This is a genomic window from Bacillus sp. SN32 (assembly GCF_002837495.1).
Lineage (GTDB): Bacteria > Bacillota > Bacilli > Bacillales > Bacillaceae > Bacillus > Bacillus subtilis.
The window spans coordinates 1,394,978-1,418,214 of the sequence record NZ_PJCT01000001.1 but is presented as its reverse complement, the minus strand read 5'-3'; the positions used below and the strand labels follow the sequence as shown (position 1 = coordinate 1,418,214).

The 23,237-nt window shown below is 44.0% G+C and carries 25 protein-coding genes; 15 read left to right on the top strand and 10 right to left on the bottom strand.

All coding sequences use genetic code 11. The annotated features are described in order from the left end of the window. Positions 1-2: 2 nt before the first annotated feature. On the top strand, positions 3-986 hold the full coding sequence (gene bfmBAB, locus CW370_RS07275) for a 3-methyl-2-oxobutanoate dehydrogenase subunit beta (protein ID WP_024573466.1): 984 nt from the start codon (positions 3-5) through the stop codon (positions 984-986). 22 nt (positions 987-1,008) lie between these two features. Further along, positions 1,009-2,283, top strand: a complete 1,275-nt coding sequence (gene bfmBB, locus CW370_RS07270) for a branched-chain alpha-keto dehydrogenase complex dihydrolipoyllysine-residue (2-methylpropanoyl)transferase (RefSeq protein WP_024573465.1) — start codon at positions 1,009-1,011, stop codon at positions 2,281-2,283. Positions 2,284-2,344: 61 nt separating this feature from the next. Here bfmBB and bmrR read toward each other — a convergent pair whose 3' ends face one another. From bmrR to CW370_RS07255, 3 genes are all read right to left on the bottom strand, one after another. After that, positions 2,345-3,181 (bottom strand): multidrug efflux transcriptional regulator BmrR, encoded by an 837-nt coding sequence (gene bmrR / locus CW370_RS07265; RefSeq protein WP_024573464.1) that lies wholly within the window; start codon positions 3,179-3,181, stop codon positions 2,345-2,347. Positions 3,182-3,253: 72 nt separating this feature from the next. Further along, on the bottom strand, positions 3,254-4,423 hold the full coding sequence (gene bmr, locus CW370_RS07260; RefSeq protein WP_024573463.1) for a multidrug efflux MFS transporter Bmr: 1,170 nt from the start codon (positions 4,421-4,423) through the stop codon (positions 3,254-3,256). 100 nt (positions 4,424-4,523) lie between these two features. Continuing rightward, the gene (locus CW370_RS07255; protein WP_029317938.1) at positions 4,524-5,417 is read right to left on the bottom strand and encodes a diacylglycerol kinase family lipid kinase; all 894 of its coding nucleotides are present in this window, start codon (positions 5,415-5,417) and stop codon (positions 4,524-4,526) included. 160 nt (positions 5,418-5,577) lie between these two features. On the opposite strand from CW370_RS07255, the gene brxB reads away from it, so the two are divergent. The 6 genes from brxB to CW370_RS07225 all read left to right on the top strand — a co-directional run bounded on the left by brxB (position 5,578) and on the right by CW370_RS07225 (position 10,125). Beyond that, positions 5,578-6,015, top strand: coding sequence for a bacilliredoxin BrxB (gene brxB, locus CW370_RS07250; protein WP_003226477.1), 438 nt, complete (start codon positions 5,578-5,580; stop codon positions 6,013-6,015). 267 nt (positions 6,016-6,282) lie between these two features. Continuing rightward, positions 6,283-7,050, top strand: a complete 768-nt coding sequence (gene artP / locus CW370_RS07245; RefSeq protein ID WP_024571725.1) for an arginine ABC transporter substrate-binding protein ArtP — start codon at positions 6,283-6,285, stop codon at positions 7,048-7,050. Positions 7,051-7,129: 79 nt separating this feature from the next. Beyond that, positions 7,130-7,789 carry an arginine ABC transporter permease ArtQ gene (gene artQ, locus CW370_RS07240; RefSeq protein WP_024571724.1) on the top strand — a complete coding sequence of 220 codons (660 nt, stop codon included), beginning with the start codon at positions 7,130-7,132 and terminating at the stop codon, positions 7,787-7,789. Then, a complete protein-coding gene (gene artR, locus CW370_RS07235) occupies positions 7,782-8,504 on the top strand; it encodes an arginine ABC transporter ATP-binding protein ArtR (RefSeq protein ID WP_004398740.1) in 723 nt (240 codons plus the stop codon). The genes artQ and artR overlap by 8 nt, the downstream gene beginning before the upstream one ends. A gap of 70 nt (positions 8,505-8,574) precedes the next feature. After that, on the top strand, positions 8,575-9,543 hold the full coding sequence (locus CW370_RS07230) for an aromatic acid exporter family protein (protein ID WP_014480207.1): 969 nt from the start codon (positions 8,575-8,577) through the stop codon (positions 9,541-9,543). 51 nt (positions 9,544-9,594) lie between these two features. Then, a complete protein-coding gene (locus CW370_RS07225) occupies positions 9,595-10,125 on the top strand; it encodes a L,D-transpeptidase (protein WP_004398604.1) in 531 nt (176 codons plus the stop codon). 19 nt (positions 10,126-10,144) lie between these two features. On the opposite strand, the gene prli42 is transcribed toward CW370_RS07225, so the two are convergent. Then, positions 10,145-10,237 carry a stressosome-associated protein Prli42 gene (prli42, locus tag CW370_RS21220; RefSeq protein WP_003226489.1) on the bottom strand — a complete coding sequence of 31 codons (93 nt, stop codon included), beginning with the start codon at positions 10,235-10,237 and terminating at the stop codon, positions 10,145-10,147. 89 nt (positions 10,238-10,326) lie between these two features. Here prli42 and mce point away from each other — a divergent pair, with 89 nt between their 5' ends. The 3 genes from mce to CW370_RS07210 are packed head-to-tail and all read left to right on the top strand — an operon-like array spanning position 10,327 to position 13,398. Further along, a complete protein-coding gene (mce, locus tag CW370_RS07220; RefSeq protein WP_014477275.1) occupies positions 10,327-10,749 on the top strand; it encodes a methylmalonyl-CoA epimerase in 423 nt (140 codons plus the stop codon). Then, the gene (locus CW370_RS07215) at positions 10,742-12,265 is read left to right on the top strand and encodes an acyl-CoA carboxylase subunit beta (RefSeq protein WP_080262591.1); all 1,524 of its coding nucleotides are present in this window, start codon (positions 10,742-10,744) and stop codon (positions 12,263-12,265) included. The genes mce and CW370_RS07215 overlap by 8 nt, the downstream gene beginning before the upstream one ends. A gap of 17 nt (positions 12,266-12,282) precedes the next feature. After that, positions 12,283-13,398, top strand: a complete 1,116-nt coding sequence (locus tag CW370_RS07210) for a tripeptidase T (protein ID WP_003230352.1) — start codon at positions 12,283-12,285, stop codon at positions 13,396-13,398. A gap of 40 nt (positions 13,399-13,438) precedes the next feature. Here CW370_RS07210 and CW370_RS07205 read toward each other — a convergent pair whose 3' ends face one another. The 3 genes from CW370_RS07205 to mifM form a co-directional block, all read right to left on the bottom strand. Beyond that, a complete protein-coding gene (locus tag CW370_RS07205) occupies positions 13,439-14,167 on the bottom strand; it encodes a YqjF family protein (protein ID WP_024571722.1) in 729 nt (242 codons plus the stop codon). 183 nt (positions 14,168-14,350) lie between these two features. Beyond that, complete coding sequence (locus CW370_RS07200; RefSeq protein WP_024571721.1) at positions 14,351-15,178, bottom strand: membrane protein insertase YidC; 828 nt, start codon at positions 15,176-15,178, stop codon at positions 14,351-14,353. 30 nt (positions 15,179-15,208) lie between these two features. Then, positions 15,209-15,496: a membrane protein insertion/folding monitor MifM gene (gene mifM, locus CW370_RS07195; RefSeq protein WP_010886563.1), complete on the bottom strand. Its 288-nt coding sequence runs from the start codon at positions 15,494-15,496 to the stop codon at positions 15,209-15,211. 72 nt (positions 15,497-15,568) lie between these two features. On the opposite strand from mifM, the gene CW370_RS07190 reads away from it, so the two are divergent. Both CW370_RS07190 and gndA read left to right on the top strand, forming a co-directional pair. Next, entirely contained in the window at positions 15,569-16,813 is a 1,245-nt protein-coding gene (locus tag CW370_RS07190) for a DNA polymerase IV (protein WP_024571720.1), read from the top strand. 109 nt (positions 16,814-16,922) lie between these two features. Continuing rightward, entirely contained in the window at positions 16,923-18,332 is a 1,410-nt protein-coding gene (gndA, locus tag CW370_RS07185; protein ID WP_003230365.1) for an NADP-dependent phosphogluconate dehydrogenase, read from the top strand. Between the two features lie 120 nt (positions 18,333-18,452). Here the strand turns inward: gndA and zwf are convergent, their stop codons facing one another. Continuing rightward, positions 18,453-19,922 carry a glucose-6-phosphate dehydrogenase gene (zwf, locus tag CW370_RS07180; protein WP_014114310.1) on the bottom strand — a complete coding sequence of 490 codons (1,470 nt, stop codon included), beginning with the start codon at positions 19,920-19,922 and terminating at the stop codon, positions 18,453-18,455. Positions 19,923-20,148: 226 nt separating this feature from the next. Between zwf and rnz the strand changes: the two genes are divergently transcribed. Both rnz and rpmG read left to right on the top strand, forming a co-directional pair. Further along, positions 20,149-21,072, top strand: coding sequence for a ribonuclease Z (rnz, locus tag CW370_RS07175; protein WP_024571719.1), 924 nt, complete (start codon positions 20,149-20,151; stop codon positions 21,070-21,072). A gap of 81 nt (positions 21,073-21,153) precedes the next feature. Further along, entirely contained in the window at positions 21,154-21,303 is a 150-nt protein-coding gene (gene rpmG / locus CW370_RS07170) for a 50S ribosomal protein L33 (RefSeq protein ID WP_003226511.1), read from the top strand. Between the two features lie 44 nt (positions 21,304-21,347). On the opposite strand, the gene CW370_RS07165 is transcribed toward rpmG, so the two are convergent. After that, positions 21,348-22,106 carry an alpha/beta fold hydrolase gene (locus CW370_RS07165; protein WP_024571718.1) on the bottom strand — a complete coding sequence of 253 codons (759 nt, stop codon included), beginning with the start codon at positions 22,104-22,106 and terminating at the stop codon, positions 21,348-21,350. Positions 22,107-22,215: 109 nt separating this feature from the next. Continuing rightward, positions 22,216-23,232, bottom strand: coding sequence for an NADPH dehydrogenase NamA (gene namA, locus CW370_RS07160; protein ID WP_003230377.1), 1,017 nt, complete (start codon positions 23,230-23,232; stop codon positions 22,216-22,218). Positions 23,233-23,237: the final 5 nt, after the last annotated feature.

Here is a 23,237-nt window from a genome sequence, read left to right as displayed (position 1 = left end):
AAATGTCAGTAATGTCATATATTGATGCAATCAATTTGGCGATGAAAGAAGAAATGGAACGAGATTCTCGCGTTTTCGTCCTTGGGGAAGATGTAGGAAGAAAAGGCGGTGTGTTTAAAGCGACATCCGGACTCTATGAAAAATTTGGGGAAGAGCGCGTTATGGATACGCCGCTTGCTGAATCTGCGATCGCAGGAGTCGGTATCGGAGCGGCAATGTACGGAATGAGACCGATTGCTGAAATGCAGTTTGCTGATTTCATTATGCCGGCAGTCAACCAAATTATTTCTGAAGCGGCTAAAATCCGCTACCGCAGCAACAATGACTGGAGCTGTCCGATTGTCGTCAGAGCGCCATACGGCGGAGGCGTGCACGGAGCCCTGTATCATTCTCAATCAGTCGAAGCAATTTTCGCCAACCAGCCCGGACTGAAAATTGTCATGCCATCAACACCATATGACGCGAAAGGGCTTTTAAAAGCCGCAGTTCGTGACGAAGACCCCGTGCTGTTTTTTGAGCACAAGCGGGCATACCGTCTGATAAAGGGCGAGGTTCCGGCTGATGATTATGTCCTGCCAATCGGCAAGGCGGACGTAAAAAGGGAAGGCGACGACATCACAGTGATCACATACGGTCTGTGTGTCCACTTCGCCTTACAAGCTGCAGAACGTCTCGAAAAAGATGGCATTTCAGCGCATGTGGTGGATTTAAGAACAGTTTACCCGCTTGATAAAGAAGCCATCATCGAAGCTGCGTCCAAAACTGGAAAGGTTCTTTTGGTCACAGAAGATACAAAAGAAGGCAGCATCATGAGCGAAGTAGCCGCAATTATATCCGAGCATTGTCTGTTCGACTTAGACGCGCCAATCAAACGGCTTGCAGGTCCTGATATTCCGGCTATGCCTTATGCGCCGACAATGGAAAAATACTTTATGGTCAATCCTGATAAAGTGGAAGCGGCGATGAGAGAATTAGCGGAGTTTTAAAGACGTAAGGGAGGATAAAATCATGGCAATTGAACAAATGACGATGCCGCAGCTTGGAGAAAGCGTAACAGAGGGGACGATCAGCAAATGGCTTGTCGCCCCCGGTGATAAAGTGAACAAATACGATCCAATCGCGGAAGTCATGACAGATAAGGTAAATGCAGAGGTTCCGTCTTCTTTTACTGGTACGATAACAGAGCTTGTGGGAGAAGAAGGCCAAACCTTGCAAGTCGGAGAAGTGATTTGCAAAATTGAAACAGAAGTCGCGAATCCGGCTGAACAAAAACAAGAACAGCCAGCTGCTTCAGAAGCCGCTGAGACGCCTGCTGCAAAAAGTGCCGAAGCAGCTGATCAGCCCAATAAAAAGCGCTACTCGCCAGCTGTACTCCGTTTGGCAGGAGAGCACGGCATTGATCTTGAACAAGTAACAGGAACAGGTGCCGGCGGGCGCATCACACGAAAAGATATTCAGCGCTTAATTGAAACAGGCGGCGCGCAAGAACAGAAGGCTGAGGAGCCGAAAACAGCAGCTCCTGCACCGAAGTCTGCATCAAAACCTGAGCCAAAAGAAGAGACGTCATATCCTGCGTCTGCAGCCGGTGATAAAGAAATCCCTGTCACAGGTGTAAGAAAAGCAATTGCTTCCAATATGAAGCGAAGCAAAACAGAAATTCCGCATGCTTGGACGATGATGGAAGTCGACGTCACAAATATGGTTGCATATCGCAACAGTATAAAAGATTCCTTTAAGAAGACAGAGGGCTTTAATTTAACGTTCTTCGCCTTTTTTGTAAAAGCGGTCGCTCAGGCGTTAAAAGAATTCCCGCAAATGAATAGCATGTGGGCGGGGGACAAAATTATTCAGAAGAAGGATATCAATATTTCAATTGCAGTTGCCACAGAGGATTCTTTATTTGTACCGGTGATTAAAAACGCTGATGAAAAAACAATTAAAGGCATTGCGAAAGACATTACCGGCCTAGCTAAAAAAGTAAGAGACGAAAAACTCACTGCAGATGACATGCAGGGAGGCACGTTTACCGTCAACAACACAGGTTCGTTCGGGTCTGTTCAGTCGATGGGCATTATCAACTACCCTCAGGCTGCGATTCTTCAAGTAGAATCCATCGTCAAACGCCCGGTTGTCATGGAGAATGGCATGATTGCTGTCAGAGACATGGTTAATCTGTGTCTGTCCTTAGATCACAGAGTGCTTGACGGTCTCGTGTGCGGACGATTCCTGGGACGTGTGAAACAAATTTTAGAATCGATTGACGAGAAGACATCTGTTTACTAAATAAGCAAAAAGAGCATTTTTTGAAGTTTTGTTTCAAAAAATGCTCTTTTTCTATGCTTTATTATTCAGCGATCCGTATTTTCATTTCGACTCGATATTCTTCTTGTTTTTTCGGGGAGTAATGAATCGGTATGATTAACTCGTATACATCACTGACAACTGTTAATTGGCGGTCTGCGATATATTTGATAAGCTTCTGTAAGTTGAGAAAATAATGTTCAGGCGAAAAATTATACGCGATACACGCATACCTCCCTTTAGGGATTGTTGTGATTTCCATATCCGGCGTAATTGATGAAATCTGTTTATTCGTCAATACAGGAGTGAAAATATGACGGTAAGTCATTTCATCAATGCTGGTGTAGGGCTGAAAAGAGAAAGTAGCGCCGTAGCTATTGTTCGTAAATCCATCTGCTGACTCGATAAATTTTTTTAATTTGCTGTAGGAGGCGTTGAGCACGTTTTCAGGCCCGATTCCTTCTGCCTCTGTCTGAATAATCCGTATTTCTTCTTCATCTAAAACAAAAACCTCACCGAGCGCGGGATATTCCATCTGCCGTTTCATCCGCTTTTTCACCAATGAAATGGTTTGCTCCAGTGCTGATAAAAAGTCTAATTTCTCCTTGATTTGCCTCTCCTGCTCGGTATAAAAAGCAAACAGTTCTTCCATCTCTAAGTCCTGTGCTTTTTTCATCTCTTCTAAAGGTGTGCCGATATATTTCAATGATTTGATCAAATCCAGATGAATGAGCTGAGAATCTGTATAATAGCGGTAGCTGGTATCCGGGTCGACGTAGGCTGGTTTAAATAAATCAATTTTATCGTAATAACGGAGCGCTTTTATCGACACGTTTGCCAGTTTTGATACTTCCCCAATTGAGTAATACGATTCCTTCATGCCATCACTCCTTCTATCATCAGTATAAAGAAGAAGCGCATTCTTTGCAGTACACAAAGAATGCGCTTCTTATCACGTGCTGGCTTTAAGATGTGCAGGCGCTTTCCAAGCAATGGTCAGTGCAATCCCTATGGCTAAGGTGACCGTTGCAAAGTAGAAAGGATAGTTTACATCTATATCGAACAGCATTCCGCCGATAATAGGCCCGAATACATTGCCGATACTTGTAAACATTGAATTCATACCGCCGGCAAACCCCTGTTCATTTCCCGCAATCTTTGACAGGTAAGTCGTTACCGCAGGCCGCATGAGATCAAATCCGACAAATACGGTGACTGTCACCAGCAGAATCGCAACATATGAATTTACCGTTGTCAGCAAGAATACCAGACTCGTCGAGAGAATTAAGCTGTACCGAATTAAATGGATTTCACCAAACCATCTTGTGAAGCGGTCGAATAAGACGACTTGCGTAATGGCGCCAACAATCGCTCCTCCTGTAATCATAATGGCAATGTCGCTGGCCGTAAAACCGAATTTATGATCCACGAATAATGCAAATAAAGATTCAAATGATGCTAAACCAAAAGACGAAATTAAGATAATGAGAAAAGCTATGAAATACATGGGGGCAAAAATCCGTTTAAAGCCTGTCTTCTGTCCTTTTATTTCCTGATTTTCAGGGTTTCGTTCCGGCTCGCGCAGCGTGAGGATTGATAAAATGGCTGCTAACAGTGCAAAAGCTGCCGCAAAGAAAAAAGGCAGCCGGGAATGGACTTCTGCTAAAAATCCCCCGATGCCGGGACCGATAATAAATCCTGTTGAAATAGCGGCTGACATATAACCGAGCGCTTTCGGCCGTGTTTTAATGGTCGTGATATCTGCGATAAAAGCCGTGACCCCAGGCATAATGAAGGCTGCGCTGATACCGCCCAGCATACGGGAGATAAATAACATCTCAACTGTTTTTCCAATGCCGAATAAAAACTCCGACACACTAAAGAACAATAGGCCGATCACGATCATGATCTTGCGCCCGAAGCGATCAACCCATCGTCCGGCTATTGGTGAGACAATGAGCTGTGTAATAGCGAAGCAGGCAACCATATAGCCGACCGCAGTCCCTGATAAATGCAATTCATTCATAATGGTCGGCGTTACTGGAATCACAAGCCCGATCCCCAAAAAAGCAATAAATAAATTGGTTAATAATATAGTTAAGGTAATATTTTTCTTCTCCATATGACTTCCCCTTTTTCAAGTGTGTATCCCTTATACTGTAAGACCTCCTCCTGGGGGAGAGTCAACGGATTTGCAAAATCTTTCTAAAGCCTTATGACAGTTATTCATTTGCGGGAACAAGCATGTCGATATGCTGCGGCAGGACCTGAATGACTGCGGGTGTATGTGTATAAACTTCTCCATCCATATCCGCCTTTTTGGCAGTGTCTGTTTCAATCTCGATACGGGAGGCCTGGACATAGGACAGCTCTCCGGTAAAACGATCAATTGAGCCCTGTTCCATGCTCATCAGCTCCCGCAGCGCGGTGAGGTTGGTGTTGCGGCATATGAGAACATCAAGTAAGCCGTCTTCAATACTGGCATCGGGCAGAGGAATTCGATTCGTTCCAATGTATTGGCCATTCATCACAAGCAGCATAACGGCTTCTTCTTTAATTTCTTCTCCATCAATTTTTAATGTCATCGGAAACGATGCAGCGGATGAGACGGTTCGCAAGGCACTTGTAAAATAGCTGATTTTTCCCAATAATGCTTTTTCCGTTTCGTTGATTTGATTCGACGTTTCTGCAATTAAGCCGATCCCCCAGAAATTCAAAAAATAACGGTCATTCATCTGACATACGTCTACGCTGGTTTTTTTTCCTGCCATAAGTGCTTCCGCGGCCTTTGCAAGATTTTGAGGGATGCCAAGCACTCTTGAAAAGTCGTTGCACGTGCCGCCGGGCAAAATTCCGACCGCGGGTTTTCTTTCTAGAGCGCTGATAGCATTTATGCATTGATGGATCGTGCCGTCGCCGCCGAGAATGAAGACGGTGTCGACAGAATCATCAATGGATTGGCAAAAATGATACGCATCATCCTTTTTCTTTGTCTGCTTAATAATCACCTCATCTAAATGGTGAGATAAAACCGGCACCACAGCACCAAGTGCTTTTTCTATATTTTTGTTGCCGGCATTTCCGTTATGAATCAGTAACGCTTTCCGGTGGCTCATATACAACTGCTCCTTTATTTTACTTCTGGTTATATAATCCCCTTTTTCTGTAAGCAGTAAACGAAGAGCAAAAAAAGTGCACGGCGAAGCAAAGTCATTTGCCGATATGGACGTTTCCTTGCTATCATAAGAACAGATGATGAAAAAGGAGAGGTCTTCATTGAACATGGACTTTAATTTATTTATGAATGATATTGTCCGCCAAGCGAGACAAGAAATAACAGCTGCCGGATACACCGAGCTTAAAACAGCCGAAGAGGTGGATGAGGCACTTACGAAAAAAGGAACGACGCTCGTCATGGTAAACTCTGTTTGCGGATGCGCCGGAGGAATTGCAAGACCGGCAGCCTACCATTCCGTTCACTATGATAAAAGACCTGATCAGCTCGTCACCGTTTTTGCCGGACAGGATAAAGAAGCGACAGCGCGTGCGCGTGACTATTTTGAAGGTTATCCGCCATCTTCTCCGTCCTTTGCGATTTTGAAAGACGGAAAGATCATGAAAATGGTAGAGCGCCATGAAATTGAAGGCCACGAGCCGATGGCTGTAGTGGCAAAGCTGCAGGAAGCCTTTGAAGAATATTGTGAAGAAGTATAAGACGAACAACCCGGATGCCCAAGCGGCCCGGGTTTTTTTGTGCATAAATTTCCAAGGGTATATGAATAAATATTAAGGGATTATTCAATCGGATTGTACAGTGATTTTATTTTTATCTAGTAATATCAAAAAGAGATCACTGGAAAGATAAGCTTGAAGATAATTTTTAAAAATAGTATTGCATAAAAATAAGAAACTGTTTAAAATACAAATTAACGAATAAATATTCAAATACACCAAAAGTAATGAATACGGGGGAAATGGATCATGAAAAAATGGCTCTTATTACTTGTAGCTGCCTGCATTACCTTTGCATTATCTGCTTGCAGCTCAAGCAATTCAGGTTCAGAAGGCGGCAAGAAAAAATTAATTATGGGTACTTCGGCGGATTACAAACCGTTTGAATATAAAGAAGGCGATAATATTGTCGGCTTTGATGTAGAGTTGGCAAAAGCTCTGGCAAAGAAGGCAGGCTATGAAATTGAAGTGCAGGATATGGACTTCAACAGCTTAATTACAGCGCTTAAATCAAAACAGGTGGATCTCGTTTTGTCAGGAATGACACCAACGCCTGAGCGTAAAAAACAAGTTGATTTTTCCGATGTGTATTACACAGCGAACCATATGATTGTCAGCAAAAAAGACAGCGGCATTCAATCTTTGAAAGACCTGAAAGGAAAAACAGTTGGCGTTCAGCTTGGCTCTATTCAGGAAGAGAAGGGGAAAGAGCTTTCTCCGGAATATGGTTTTAAAACAGAAGACCGCAACAGAATTTCTGATTTGGTGCAGGAAATCAAATCTGACCGCTTCGATGCCGCGATTATTGAAGACATTGTTGCAGAAGGGTATTTCAAATCAAATGATGACCTGCAAGGCTTTGTGATTCCTGATGCGAAAGCGGAAGAAGCCGGTTCAGCAATTGCTTTTAGAAAGGACAGTGAACTGACAGACAAATTCAATAAAGCGCTCAAGGAAATGGAAGATAACGGAGAGCTTGAGAAATTGAAGAAAAAATGGTTCACTGGCGAGAAGTAAAAAAGCGGCTCAACTTTTTCGTTGAGCCTTTTTATTGAATAGGAAATCTTTTTTCCTGTAAGAAAAGGAGACAAAGGCTATGAATTTGGATTTTTCAGCAACGATCCCCCAAATTCCTTTTATATTAGAAGGCTTGGCAATTACATTAAAAATTGTTGTTGTATCTGCTATTATCGGACTTATACTCGGTATTGTGCTAAGCTTATGCAAGATCAGCATATTCCGCCCGTTTATCTGGATCGCTGATTTTTATACATCAGTGTTCCGAGGCACGCCTTTAGTGCTGCAGCTTATGATTGTCTATTTTGGCCTTCCTCAGCTGCTCGGATTTCAAATTGACCAGTTTTGGGCTGCGGTTGTCGCATTGTCTTTGAATTCCGCCGCTTATGTATCGGAAATTATCAGAGCGGGAATCAATGCTATTGATAAAGGGCAAAAAGAAGCTGCTGTTGCACTCGGTGTCCCGTATGGAAAAATGATGAAGGATCTGCTGCTGCCGCAGGCCTTCAAAAATATATCACCTGCAATTGTGAATGAATTAATTACGTTAACAAAAGAATCGGCGATCGTCACCGTCATCGGGCTTGGTGATGTCATGAGACGCGCATATCAAGCTGGCGCCGCCACTTACAATTACCTTGAGCCGCTCATTATCGCGGGATTGATTTATTATGTGCTTGTCCTGATTTTAACGTTTATCGGCAAGGCTGTAGAAAGGAAGCTGAAATCCAATGATTAAGGTTGAAAAGCTGTCAAAATCATTTGGGAAACACGAAGTATTAAAAAACATTTCAACAACAATCGCTGAGGGTGAGGTTGTTGCCGTGATCGGTCCTTCAGGCTCAGGCAAATCAACGTTCCTACGCTGTTTAAACCTGTTGGAAAAGCCTAACGGCGGAACCATTACAATAAAAGACACAGAGATTACGAAGCCGAAAACCAACACATTAAAGGTCCGGGAAAACATCGGGATGGTTTTTCAGCATTTTCATCTCTTTCCGCACAAAACAGTTCTCGAAAACATCATGTACGCGCCTGTCAATGTGAAAAAAGAATCAAAACAGGCTGCACAGGAGAAAGCTGAGGACCTGCTCCGCAAAGTCGGTTTGTTTGAAAAGCGAAATGACTATCCAAACCGTTTGTCTGGCGGACAAAAACAGCGTGTCGCGATTGCCAGGGCTCTTGCGATGAATCCGGACATCATGCTGTTTGACGAGCCGACCTCCGCCCTTGATCCAGAGATGGTCAAAGAAGTGCTACAGGTGATGAAAGAGCTGGTCGAAACCGGCATGACCATGGTGATTGTCACACATGAAATGGGCTTCGCAAAAGAAGTGGCAGACCGTGTGCTGTTTATGGACCAAGGAATGATTGTCGAAGACGGCAATCCGAAGGAATTTTTTATGTCGCCAAAATCCAAAAGAGCGCAGGACTTTTTAGAGAAAATATTATAGAATATAAAAAAGAAGAAGGCTGGCCGCCTCTTCTTTTTTATTGAAGAAACAAATAGAAATGGAGTCCGACATGTTTAAAATTGGTTACCGCACAATAAAGACCGCGCTTGGAACAGCTTTGGCTATTTATATAAGCCAGTTATTGCATTTGCAAAACTTCGCATCAGCAGGAATCATCACCATTTTGTGCATACAAATCACACAAAAACGGTCGCTTCAGGCCTCATGGGCCCGCTTTGCGGCATGCTGTCTGGCAATTGTTTTTTCTTATCTCTTTTTCGAGCTTATTGGCTACCACCCGTTTGTGATCGGAGCGCTTCTTTTGATATTCATTCCGATAACGGTTCTGTTAAAAATTAACGAGGGTATCGTCACCAGTTCCGTTATTATCCTTCATTTATACATGTCCGGCGGCATTACGCTTGCTTTCATCTGGAATGAAGTTCAGCTGATTACGGTTGGCATCGGCGTCGCTCTATTGATGAACTTGTATATGCCTAGTCTTGATCGGAAACTGATTGCCTACCGCAAAAAGATAGAGGATAACTTTGCTGTCATTTTTGCAGAAATCGAACGGTATTTGTTAACTGGTGAGCAAGATTGGTCAGGAAAAGAAATTCCGGAAACGCACCAGCTCATTACGGAGGCTAAAAACCTGGCATATCGAGATGTGCAAAACCACATTTTGCGTTACGAAAATCTGCATTATCATTATTTTAAAATGAGAGAAAAGCAATTTGAAATTATCGAACGCCTTCTCCCTAAAGTGACATCGATCTCCATCACGGTAGATCAGGGAAAAATGATCGCTGAATTTATTCATGATTTGCGGGAGGCGATACACCCTGGGAATACAGCGTACAAATTTCTGAAAAGACTTGCTGACATGAGAAAAGAATTTGAGGAGATGCCGCTTCCGGCGACTAGAGAGGAATTTGAAGCGAGGGCCGCTCTCTTCCACCTTCTCGGCGAAATGGAACAATATTTAGTGATTAAAAGTTATTTTAAAGGAATAAAAGCGCAAAAATCACTCGGATGATTCGCATGAGCTCTTCCTTCATTGGTCAACCTAATGAAAAAGGAGGAGCTTATGCGTTTTTTCTTATGTTCGATTTTTATGATGATTTCACCGATTTGGCCTCTCGGCGAAAATCCGCTGCCGGGTGATCCATATGTTATTGTCAACAAGCGAACAAATGAACTTGCTGTTATCCTCGACAACAAAGTAGAAGGCGTGTATAGTGTGGCGACTGGAAAAACAGATGATTTGACGCCTGAAGGAGAGTTTTCGGTAACGGTAAAAGCGGAAAATCCTTACTACAGAAAGAAAAATATTGAAGGGGGATCTCCTGACAACCCGCTTGGGGCCAGATGGATCGGATTTGACGCGAAAGGAACGGACGGGCGGATTTATGGAATTCATGGGACAAACCGAGAGGAATCAGTAGGGAAATTTGTGTCTAACGGCTGTATACGTATGCATAACGATGAGGTCGTTCATTTGTTTCAAACGATACCAGTAGGAACGAGAGTGCTGATCACGGACGACAACCGCTCTTTTGAGGAGATTGCCATCGAGCATAAAGCTCTGATAAAAAAGCAGGATATTCCCATTGAATAAGGCGCCTGCTTTTTTATCGTTATAAAAACATGACGATTCCTGAGAGTACAGTTGAAAGAATAAAAACTCCCAAAATCACGATCAAAACGCTTTTCATCAGTTTTTGAGACATGATTTTCACTCCTTAAACAATCTGTCTATATTTTAGCGTGTTTTGAATGGGCGGACAAGCGATATCTATTAGCGAAAGCAGGGATGCAAATGAACAGGCTTGACCATATCGGGATAGCCGTTTTTTCGATAAAAGATGCAAGAAGCTTTTATGAAAATGTATTGGGGCTTGCATTTCTTCATCAAGAAACGGTTGAAGAGCAAAAGGTGAATGTTGCTTTTTTTCAAGCTGGTAGCGTCAAACTTGAGCTGATAGAGCCGTTGACAGCTGACAGCCCCGTCCGTTTATTTTTGGAGAAGAAAGGGCAGGGACTGCATCATATTGCGTTTTTGTGCAACGGCCTATCTGAACAGCTTCAAGCATTGTCTGACCGGCATGTTCAATTGATTGACAGGTATCCAAGACAGGGGGCGAACGGGAAAAAGATCGCGTTTATTTCCCCTCGGGAAACAAACGGTGTTCTTGTAGAGCTTTGTGAACCGAAAGGAGACCAACACAATGAACATGAATGAGCATATGGATCATTTATACACGAAACGCAAGCAGGCAGAAGAAGGCGGAGGACAGGAAAAGCTGGCTCAGCAGCGGCAAAAGGGCAAGCTCACTGCTCGGGAAAGGATCATATTTCTTCTAGATCAGGACAGCTTTATCGAATTACACCCCTTCATGGAAAGTCAAGTGTTAACAAGAGAACAGCGCATGTTAGGGGATGGGGTCGTGACAGGGTACGGCACAATTGACGGCCGCTCAGTTTATGTATTTGCGCAAGACTTCACAGTGTTCGGAGGGGCGCTTGGCGAAACCCATGCCAGGAAAATCTGCGCTTTGATGGATCTGGCAGCAAAAAATAAGGCGCCGATTATCGGGCTGAATGACTCAGGTGGTGCGAGAATTCAAGAGGGTGTGGTATCATTAGATGGATACGGTCACATATTTTACCGAAACGTCTTATATTCCGGAGTCATTCCGCAAATATCGGTTATTTTAGGGCCGTGCGCTGGAGGCGCTGTATATTCTCCGGCACTCACAGATTTTATATTTATGGCTGAACAGACCGGCCGGATGTTTATTACCGGCCCGAAGGTGATTGAAAAAGTGACAGGGGAACAGGTTGATGCGGAGAGCTTAGGCGGAGCGGGGATACATAATGCCGTCAGCGGAAACGCGCACTTTTCCGGACATACGGAGAAGGAGGTTCTGACAGGGGTGAGAAAACTGCTGTCTTATTTGCCGCTGAATGGCCGGACAACAGAGCCGAAGCCAGAGAAAGAGGCGTCCAGACCGTTATTAAACCGTCTTGTCCCTGCTGACACGACAAAGCCTTATGATGTTCGGAAGGTGATCAGGGAGCTGGCCGACCCGCAGTCTTTTTTTGAGATTCAGCCATTTTTTGCGAAGAACATTGTCATTGGGTTTGCAAGGCTGGGAGAAAAAGCAATCGGCATCGTGGCGAGCCAGCCGAAGCATCTGGCGGGAAGCCTGACGATTGACGCTGCTGATAAAGCAGCAAGGTTCATCCGTTTTTGTGACGCATTTGATATCCCGCTGTTGACTGTCGAAGATGTCCCGGGGTTTCTGCCGGGTATTCAGCAAGAGCACAACGGAATCATCAGGCATGGAGCAAAATTATTGTTTGCTTATGCTGAAGCGACTGTCCCAAAAGTCACACTCATCATTAGAAAAGCGTACGGCGGCGCCTATGTGGCCATGAACAGCAAAGCGATCGGAGCGGACCTTGTGTTTGCATGGCCGAATGCTGAAATCGCAGTGATGGGTCCAGAAGGTGCGGCATCGATTTTGTATGAAAAGGAAATCAAAGCTTCAGCTGACCCGCAAAAGACGAAACGCGAAAAAACAGCTGAATACAAAAAGCAAAACGCCGGCCCATACAAAGCGGCCGCTTGTGGAATGGTCGATGACATCATTTTGCCGGAAGAATCAAGGGGAAGACTGATTCAAGCTTTTCATATGCTTGCACATAAGACAGAAGAGAGACCGAAAAAAAAGCACGGTAACATACCGCTTTAATATGGAGGGACTTACAAATGGTGAATGAAAAACGCCTGCTGGAAGAATTTTTAGAGCTTGTCCAAATTGACTCAGAAACAAAGCACGAAGCTGAAATCTGCAAAGTGCTGAAACGAAAATTTTCTGATTTAGGTGTGGACGTTAAAGAAGACGATACAATGGATATCACGGGCCACGGAGCCGGTAACCTGATTTGCACGCTAAAAGGGACAAAACAAACAGATACGATCTATTTTACATCTCATATGGACACAGTTGTACCCGGAAACGGCGTAAAACCAGTTGTAGAGAACGGTTACGTCAAAACTGACGGCACGACGATTTTAGGCGCTGATGATAAAGCGGGGCTGGCTGCAATGTTTGAGGCGATTAAGGTGCTGAAAGAAGAAAACATTGAACACGGCACGATTGAATTCATCATCACAGTAGGGGAAGAATCGGGTCTGATCGGAGCGAAGGCTCTTGACCGTTCTATGATCACTGCATCCTACGGCTATGCTCTTGATTCAGACGGAAAAGTCGGAAATATTATTGTGGCCGCGCCGACACAGGCGAAGGTAAGAGCGGCAATTTTCGGGAAAACCGCGCACGCCGGGGTTGAACCTGAAAAAGGCATTTCAGCGATTACAATCGCTAGCAAAGCCATTTCAAAAATGCCATTGGGCCGTATCGATGAAGAAACAACAGCTAATATCGGCCGGTTTGAAGGCGGCACACAAACAAACATTGTGTGCGACGAAGTTCATATTCTTGCTGAAGCGCGCTCTTTAGTTCCTGAGAAAATGGAAGCTCAGGTTCAAAAAATGAAAGCTGCTTTTGAAGAGGCAGCTGCTGATATGGGCGGACGCGCAGAAGTCGAAATTGAGGTTATGTATCCGGGCTTTAAATATCAAGACGGCGACCAAGTTGTTGAAATCGCGAAAAAAGCGGCTGCTAAAATCGGACGTCCAAGCGAGCTGCAAACGAGCGGCGGCGGAAGCGACGCGAACGTAATCGCTGGTCATGGCATCCCGACGGTCAATCTTGCTGTCGGTTATGAGCAAATCCATACAAAAAATGAAAAAATGCCGATCGAAGAGCTCGTTAAAACGGCAGAAATGGTTGTTGCCATTATTGAAGAGGCGGCAAAATAAAAAAAGAAAACCCGAGTGCGATTTCCCGCATCGGGTTTTTTTAGCTCCATTTCCTAAGCGGCCAAAATAACACGTCCTGTTTTTTAGCGTAATGAAGCAAGGGGTCTGACTTTGGCAATGTAATGCCGTGAGCATCAGTCACCGTATTGACTGAAATTTCCGCTTCAGCGTTTTGCAGCAGCCATGGATGATGATGGATGTCTTCGTAATAGAGTTTGTTTTGATTGGTAGTATAGAGTCTATACCGTTCTGTCAGCCAGTAATCGAGCGAATCCTTTTCTGCTGTAAAAGGAGCTGAAATGGGCCGGTATGCGGCGTGGAATGCTGCTTCTTTGTCATCTTTCCGCTTGCTGACATAGTCAATGCCATCACCGTTTTTTTCGGCTTTCATATCCGCGTAAAAATAAGGCAGATGAAAGAATGTGCGAGCGCCAAGGACGGCCAGCCGATGATCGGCATCTAAGCTAAAAAAATAAATGCCGGGCTTGCCTTTATACGTGACATAGGTGCGGAGGTTAAGCTCAGGAAATGCACGCGCACCGGGAATGGCAGGAAGATAACGCGCCCTCAGGTTCGTGAGCATAAAGGGAAGCATGCTGATCCAAGCTTGCCCGTTATATGTATCTAATTCTAAAACGGACGGTACCAAAGCGCGAAGGATAGAAACATCAACAGGCCAGTGGGCAAATAAGACATCATTCCAGGTTTGTCTCATAATCCAGATTCCTTCAGGTACAGAAATATTTTTTTGCTGAAAGCGTTCCGTCAACGTACATGCTCCTTTCATATGGAGGTGAGTAAAGGTATTCCCGATCTCCTTCTTTTTAAACGGTACGGCTGTTTTTTTAGGATAGCCATTTCTGCTTCAGCCATGATAAACAAGACTGTTTGGTGCGGTATGCTTTGCAAGTAACAAAAAAACAACCCCGGCTTTTCGCGCGGGGTTGCTTTTTTATTTCACAGACTCAGTAAGAGCGGCTGTTTTTTTACTTTTATGATGCGTCATCTGAAGGACGATGTTTTGCACTGTCAAAAACAGTCCGCTTGTAAACCAGTACAGCGGAAGGGCTGCCGGAACATTAAGCGAGAAAATCGTCATCATCACAGGGAAGATGAACACCATCAATTTTGCGGATTGCTGTGCCGCAGGGTTTTGCGGGACAGCGGAATATTTCGCGCTCAGTTTTTGAGCGACATAGGCCTGGATAAAGTACATTGCTCCCGCGCTAAGAGACACGAGAATGTCAGATTGTCCTAAACTGAACCATAAAAACGAGTGTGACGCAATTTCAGGTGTAGAGCGAATCGCGTAATAAAACCCAATCACAATAGGAAACTGAATCAGCATTGGGAGGCATCCCATAGCAAGCGGATTGACGTTGTTCTCTTGATACAGCTTCATCATTTCCATTTGCAGCTCTTTTTGTTTTTCAGGGTCCTTCGTTTTTTTCAATTTGGCCTGAATGCTGTCAACCTGAGGTTTAATAACGGCCATTTTCTCTTGGAACACGCGCTGTTTTTTGAACTGATTAACAAACAAAGGCAGTACAACCATACGCACAATAATGGTTACGAGGATAATAGAGAGTCCGTATTCTCCGTGAAACAGCCCGGCAACACCCTTAAGCAGAGCGGAAAACGGTTCGATTAAATAATCGTGGAAAAAACCTACGTTGCTGAGGCCTCCCACCTGATTAGTCGCTGCAAATGCAGCATTGCCCGAGCATAATACGATCAAAAAGATACCCATAGCCAAAAGTTTTTGATATGTTTTTAACAATTTTGTTCTCCTCCTTTTTATAAATGCGGTTTATAAAAGAAGAGAACCGGCGTCTTCCTCATCGTTCACAGGCGAATTCATGCGGAAGACTTTACGTATCCAAGTTGTAATGCGATGATATATAATAATAAGAAAGTCTGTTCGGTTAATGTGAAAGACCGTCTGATGTTCATCTGTTCGTTTTGATTTCCATTGCTCGCCCGCACGGCACTCTCGTAAGAGAAATGCAATCCCGATTGCCGTTAGAGCAGGAAGAATAATTGTGAAAAAATCGACTAAGAATAAAACGTCATTTATCGATTCCACAAACATTGTCATCACATCCATTCAATAGCTTCATTTTACTATATGTACAAGCTGTTGTCTAATGACCGAAAAGGAGATTTGTTTATGCCGGGAAAGAGCCGAATTATTTTCCATATTGATATGAATAGCTTTTATGCGTCGGTTGAAATGGCATATGATCCGGCTCTCCGGGGAAAGCCGGTCGCAGTTGCCGGAAACGTAAAGGAGCGAAAGGGCATTGTGGTAACATGCAGCTACGAAGCAAGAGCGCGCGGCGTCAAAACAACGATGCCGGTTTGGCAAGCGAAGCGCCATTGCCCTGAGCTCATCGTTCTTCCGCCGAACTTTGACCGCTATAGAAACTCTTCACGAGCGATGTTTACCATTCTCCGTGAATATACTGACCTAGTAGAGCCTGTCTCCATCGACGAAGGCTATATGGACATGACCGATACACCATACAGCAGCCGCGCGCTAGAGACGGCAAAAGAAATCCAAAGCAGGCTGCAAAAAGAGCTGCTGCTCCCGTCAAGCATAGGGATCGCACCGAATAAATTTCTCGCTAAAATGGCGTCTGATATGAAAAAACCGCTTGGAATTACGATTTTAAGAAAGAGGCAAGTGCCTGATATCCTGTGGCCGCTTCCTGTTGGAGAGATGCACGGAGTCGGCAAAAAGACAGCGGAAAAACTGAAGGGACTCGGCATCCATACAATCGGAGAGCTAGCTGCAGCTGATGAACACTCCCTGAAACGCCTGCTTGGCATAAACGGTCCGCGCCTTAAAAATAAAGCAAATGGCATTCACCATGCGCCGGTTGACCCGGAGCGCATTTACGAATTTAAAAGCGTCGGCAACTCATCGACACTTTCCCATGATTCCAGTGATGAAGAAGAGCTGTTAGGCGTCTTTAGAAAGCTTGCTGCTTCTGTGAGTGCCCGTTTACAGCGCAAGGAAGTCATGGCTTCGAAGCTTTTTATTATGATTAGATATGCGGATTGGAAAACCATCACAAGAAGCACCACGCTGAGAAACCCGATTGATCAAAAAAATGACATTTTGAAAGAAGCGGAGCACCTCTTTTTTAAACACTGGAATAAAAATCCTGTCAGGCTGCTTGGCATTACCGGAACGGATTTAGTAGAAAAAGAGCAGGCCTATAAACAGCTCGATTTGTTCAGCTTTAATGAAGATGCGAAGGATGAGCCTATTCAGCAGATGATGGAAAAGCTGAATAAAAAGTACGGTACCAAACTGATCAGAAAAGGGGCAACGTTAAAAAAAGAGGAGAGCAAAACAAAGGGAACAAGCTTTAATAAAGATTTTTTTCATGATGAAAAGAAAAGCTGAATCGCTTGAAAAAAAGGGTGAATGTATGGTAATTTCTTTATTATAAATATCATTTTATTTTAATTTAAATTTTAAAATGATTAAACGTTTGCAGAAGGGACGTTAGAATATGTCAAAACAACAAATCGGCGTTATCGGACTTGCGGTCATGGGTAAAAATCTGGCTTTAAATATCGAAAGCCGGGGATTTTCTGTTTCTGTTTACAACAGATCAAGCAGTAAAACTGAGGAGTTTTTACAGGAGGCAAAAGGAAAAAATGTTGTTGGCACATACAGCATTGAAGAATTTGTCCAATCCTTGGAAACACCGCGCAAAATCTTATTAATGGTTAAAGCGGGAACTGCAACAGATGCGACAATTCAATCTCTTCTTCCTCATCTAGAGAAGGATGATATTTTAATTGACGGCGGTAATACATACTATAAAGATACACAGCGCCGTAACAAAGAACTCGCTGAAAGCGGCATTCATTTTATCGGAACAGGCGTTTCCGGCGGAGAAGAAGGGGCACTTAAAGGACCTTCTATCATGCCTGGCGGACAAAAAGAAGCACATGAGCTTGTAAAACCGATTCTTGAAGCCATTTCTGCAAAAGTTGACGGAGAACCTTGTACGACATATATCGGTCCGGACGGCGCCGGCCATTACGTAAAAATGGTGCACAACGGAATTGAATACGGAGATATGCAGCTGATTTCTGAATCATATTTCATTCTGAAACAGGTGCTGGGCCTTTCTGCTGATGAGCTTCATGAAGTTTTCGCTGAATGGAATAAAGGCGAGCTTGACAGCTACCTGATTGAGATTACGGCTGACATCTTTACAAAAAAAGACGAAGAGACAGGCAAGCCGCTTGTTGATGTGATTCTTGATAAAGCAGGGCAAAAAGGAACAGGAAAATGGACAAGCCAAAGCGCACTTGACTTAGGCGTTCCGCTTCCGATTATTACTGAATCTGTATTCGCACGTTTTATCTCAGCTATGAAGGAAGAGCGTGTGAAAGCGAGCGGACTTCTTTCAGGACCAGAAGTGAAGCCTGTTACAGAAAATAAAGAAGAGCTGATTGAAGCGGTCAGAAAAGCGTTGTTCATGAGTAAAATCTGCTCATACGCGCAAGGATTTGCCCAAATGAAAGCTGCTTCTGAAGAATACAACTGGGATCTGAAATATGGTGAAATCGCTATGATCTTCCGCGGTGGCTGCATCATTCGCGCGGCATTCCTTCAGAAGATCAAAGAAGCTTACGATCGCGAGCCTGAGCTTGACAACCTGCTTCTTGACAGCTATTTCAAGAATATTGTAGAAAGCTACCAAGGAGCGCTTCGCCAAGTGATTTCACTTGCAGTTGCCCAAGGTGTGCCGGTGCCATCATTCTCAAGCGCATTAGCCTACTATGACAGCTACCGCACAGCCGTACTGCCTGCAAACTTAATCCAAGCACAGCGCGACTACTTTGGCGCTCATACTTATGAGCGTACTGACAAAGAAGGCATCTTCCATACTGAATGGATGAAGTAATCAATAGAAACCCCCGAAGCTCTAGAGCTTTGGGGGTTTTGTTATTAAAAAGATTGTTATACCTTTGTGGCAACTGCAAAAAAGCCGAAAATGCTTACAAGCATTTTCGGCTTTTTTTTCTTATATATTCCACCAGTGTAAGCCGTCTTTCGCCAAAAGATCATCAGATTCTTTCGGTCCCATCGAGCCTGATTCGTAGTTAGGAGATAAGGTTTTGTTTGCTGCCCATGTTTCAGAAATAGAGTCGACAAAGCTCCAAGAAAGGGCAACTTCATCCCAGTGTGCAAAGTTTGTTGCATCGCCAAGAAGACAGTCGTGAATTAGTTTTTCATATGCTTCAGGGGTGTTCAACTCGTCATTGCAATTGCTGCAATAATCGAGTTTGATTGGCTGTGCGTGTGCTGCTCCGCCAAGCTTTTTAGCATTTAAGTAAAGCGTAATGCCTTCGTCAGGCTGAATATGAATGACAAGCAAGTTCGGATTCATGTTGTTTTCATTACCGTAGTACAGGTTCATCGGAATGTCCTTAAATTGAACGACAATTTTTGTGGACTTTTCTTTCATTCGTTTTCCGGTTCTGATGTAGAATGGAACACCAGCCCATCTGAAGTTGTCGATCAAGAGCTTGCCGGCAACAAAGGTTTCTGTATTGGAGTCAGGAGCGACATTATCTTCATCTGTATAAGCAGGAACCGGTACACCGTCAATTTCACCAGCTTGATATTGTCCGCGCACAAAGTATTCATCCACTTCGTCTTTTGCAATAGGACGAAGTGCTCTCAGCACCTTCACTTTTTCGCTGCGGATTTCTTCTGTGTTCAATTTGATAGGCGGCTCCATTGCAAGAAGGGCAACCATCTGCATAATATGGTTTTGCACCATGTCGCGAAGGGCGCCTGATTTTTCGTAATATCTTGCGCGGTCTTCAACGCCTAGTGATTCGCTAGATGTGATTTGAATGTTTGAAATGTAGCGGTTTGTCCAAAGCGGTTCGAAAATCGCATTGGCAAATCGAATCACTTCAATGTTCTGAACCATTTGTTTGCCTAGATAATGGTCGATTCTGTAAATTTGATCTTCCGTAAATGCTTCGCGGATTTCTTTATTCAATGCCTGTGCGCTTGGCAGATCATGGCCGAACGGTTTTTCGATGACAAGGCGGGACCAGCCGGTTGTAGCTGTTACACCCTCTGATTTTAATGTTTTTGCAATCGTTCCGAAGAATTCAGGAGCCATTGCCAAGTAGAACATTCTGTTGTTAGGAATTTGATATGTATCTTCCAGCTGGTTAAGCAATACGTTAAGCTCTTGATAAGAACCAGGGTTTGTCACGTCAAACGGGTGATAGTAAAAATGAGACGTGAAATCATCTATATGCTTATCTGCAGATGAGGAAATGGATGTTTTAACAGTTTGGCGAAGATCCTCATTAGACCAAGGTCTTCTTCCAACTCCTACCACTGCAAACTCTTCTCCGATTTGTCCGTTTTGATATAAACGGTGAATAGACGGATACAATTTTCGTTTTGCTAAATCTCCAGTTGCACCGAATATGACAATTACTGCTTTTGGTTGTTGGTTTGTTTTCACTAAAAGTACCTCACTTTATTCGAAGCTTTATTTTAGTACACCCCGTATATTTCCTTCATTTTAAATCTAAAATTCAACGAAAGCAAACATTTAAGCCCTTTTTTAAGCAGAATGCTGAAAAAATGTTTCTAGCACGAAAGGATTGTTCTTTTCAGAGGCAAGATTCACATTTTGCGCTTGATCCTGTATTCTTGTAGGTATCTGGTTCTAGTAGGAGGAAGGAAACGTGGAATTACTTTTTTTAGGGACGGGAGCCGGCATCCCCGCCAAGGCGAGAAATGTAACGTCGGTGGCATTAAAATTGCTTGAAGAAAGGCGTTCGGTATGGCTTTTTGACTGCGGGGAAGCCACACAGCATCAAATTTTACATACAACGATTAAACCTCGTAAAATAGAGAAAATCTTTATTACACACATGCACGGCGATCATGTATACGGACTTCCGGGGCTTCTGGGGAGCCGTTCCTTTCAAGGCGGAGAGGACGAGCTGACAGTGTACGGACCTAAAGGGATCAAGGCGTTTATTGAAACAAGCCTTGCCGTCACGAAGACCCATTTGACATATCGGCTTGCGATCCAGGAAATTGAAGAAGGAATCGTGTTTGAGGACGATCAGTTTATTGTCACAGCGGTATCTGTTATTCATGGAGTGGAAGCCTTTGGGTACCGTGTGCAGGAAAAAGACGTACCGGGTTCCTTGAAGGCTGATGTATTAAAAGAAATGAACATCCCGCCCGGACCTGTATATCAGAAAATCAAAAAAGGCGAAACGGTAACGCTTGAAGACGGACGAATCATCAATGGGAATGATTTTCTGGAGCCTCCCAAAAAGGGAAGATCTGTTGTGTTCTCCGGTGATACGAGAGTAAGTGACAAACTAAAAGAGCTTGCGAGGGATTGTGATGTGCTTGTTCATGAAGCAACCTTTGCTAAGGAAGACCGTAAACTTGCTTATGATTATTATCACAGTACAACGGAACAAGCGGCTGTAACAGCGAAAGAAGCAAGGGCGAAGCGGCTCATTTTAACCCATATCAGCGCAAGATACCAGGGAGATGCTTCTTTGGAGCTTCAAAAAGAAGCGGTTGACGTTTTCCCCAATAGCGTGGCGGCATATGATTTCTTAGAGGTAAATGTCCCGCGAGGCTGAAGGCGGAGCTCTTATTTGACAATTTGTGCTGATGTTGTATAATAAAACGTAATCATTACGCTTTATAAGGAGACGTTAATTATGAGAGTAAATGTTACTTTAGCCTGCACTGAAACGGGAGACCGAAATTACATCACAACAAAAAATAAACGCACCAATCCAGACCGTTTGGAGCTGAAAAAATATTCACCGCGTTTAAAGAAATATACCCTTCACCGTGAAACAAAATAATATAAAAGACCGGGAATCCCTTACGGCCCGGTCTTTTTTTTACGTTAATTGACTGCCTGGTAAAGAGGAGCGGCCTGCTGGCACGCTGCGCACCATACGTCATAAATAGCCAAGTGAACGATATGAGGTTCATCGTGATGGATGTTGTGGGAGCTGTTTTTAGCTTGAATCCAGCCGCTTTGGTTAGATAGAGACAATATGCTGCTGTGCAAGTTTTGCCACTCCTGTTCAGCAGCGAATTTCTCAGTCCGTTCTCCTGATGACAACACAAGGAGAGGCATGTTTCCTAAGTGGACTTGACGCTTTTTGAGCTCCTGCAGACTTTTTGAAAACTCTGAATGCGTGCCCTCAAGCATCTTTCTCGTATGTGATTTGTGCATTTCTTCGGGTATAAAGGTAAAGCTGGCGCAATCGCCTAAAGCTGGGTCAAGAAGGACCATGCCGATAATATCATACTTGTTTTTGCAGGCCCATAAACCGGTGATGACAGCTCCGTATGAGTGTGAAACAGCCAAATAAGGAGGTTTTACATCAGCTGCTTTAAGCAAACTCTCCAATTCTTTCACTTGTTGATCAGCTGTTCGTTTAGCTCTGCTTTGCCCGCTTTTTCCTATGCCTGCCCGATCATATGTGAAAATGCCAAATTCATCATCAATGTCCGCCATTAATGGTTTCCACGTCTCAGAAGAAGTACCATAGCCGGCCTCAAAGACAATCGTTACACCGCTTGATCCTTTCCGGTGCTGTGTATGAAACGCACATCCGTCAATTGTATATGTCTTTTCCATCCAAGCTGATTTCATTGGAGTCATCTCCTCTAATTGGTTCTACTAGGGAGACGGAGAACCTTAGCCGATCGTTTCTCTAAAAATAAAAAAAGAGATATCCTCTACAGGATATCTCTTATGGGCATTACCAGCCTCTTTCGTATTGGACAGGGGCCGGAATCTCTGTATTGAGCTGTTTCGCAGCAGTTCTTGCAAAGAATGGATCCCGCAAAAGCTCTCTGCCGATAAAGATGAGGTCAGCACGTCCGTTTTGCAGAATTTCTTCAGCCATTGAACCGTCTGTAATCATGCCGACGGCACCAGTAGCCATGTCCGCCTGTTCACGGATTTTCTCAGCGAAGCTGACCTGATAGCCAGGGAATACGTTAATGTCTGCGTGAACAAGGGCGCCTGAGCTGCAGTCAATTAAGTCAACACCCTGCTCCTTCATCCATTTTGCAAAACCGATGTGATCGGCAATGTCTAAGCCTTTATCAGTGTAGTCAGAAGCTGATACACGGACAAATAAAGGACCGTCCCATACTTGTTTGACTTCATCAATGATCTCTCTCAAGAAACGATAGCGGTTTTCAGGTGAGCCGCCGTATTCATCTGTGCGATGGTTGGAAAGCGGAGATAAAAATTCGTGAATTAAATATCCGTGCGCCGCATGAATTTCAATCACATCAAAGCCGGCTTCTTTTGCGCGGGCAGCCGCTTGCTTGAACTCCTGAACTGTTTCTTTTACTTTTTCTGCTGACATTTCTACAGGTGTTGCTGATTGTTCGTCAAACGCAATCGCCGATGGAGCGAAGATATCTCCTTCAAGCTCAGCTTTACGTCCGGCATGGGCAAGCTGAATGCCGATTTTTGAACCTTGTTCTTTGACCTGCTCAGTCAGTTTGGCAAAGCCTTCAATATGCTCGTCGCTCCAAATGCCTAAGTCTTGGTCAGTGATTCGTCCTTGAGGGTTAACCGCTGACGCCTCTACAATAATCAGTCCGACCTGGCCGATTGCGCGCGATATGTAATGTGCCATGTGGAACGGTGTCAATTTTCCGTCCTTTTCATGAGAAGAATACATGCACATTGGCGACATGACAATGCGGTTTTTTAACGTCATATCTTTAATTGTAATCGGTGTGAATAATTTTCTGGCCATTTCTT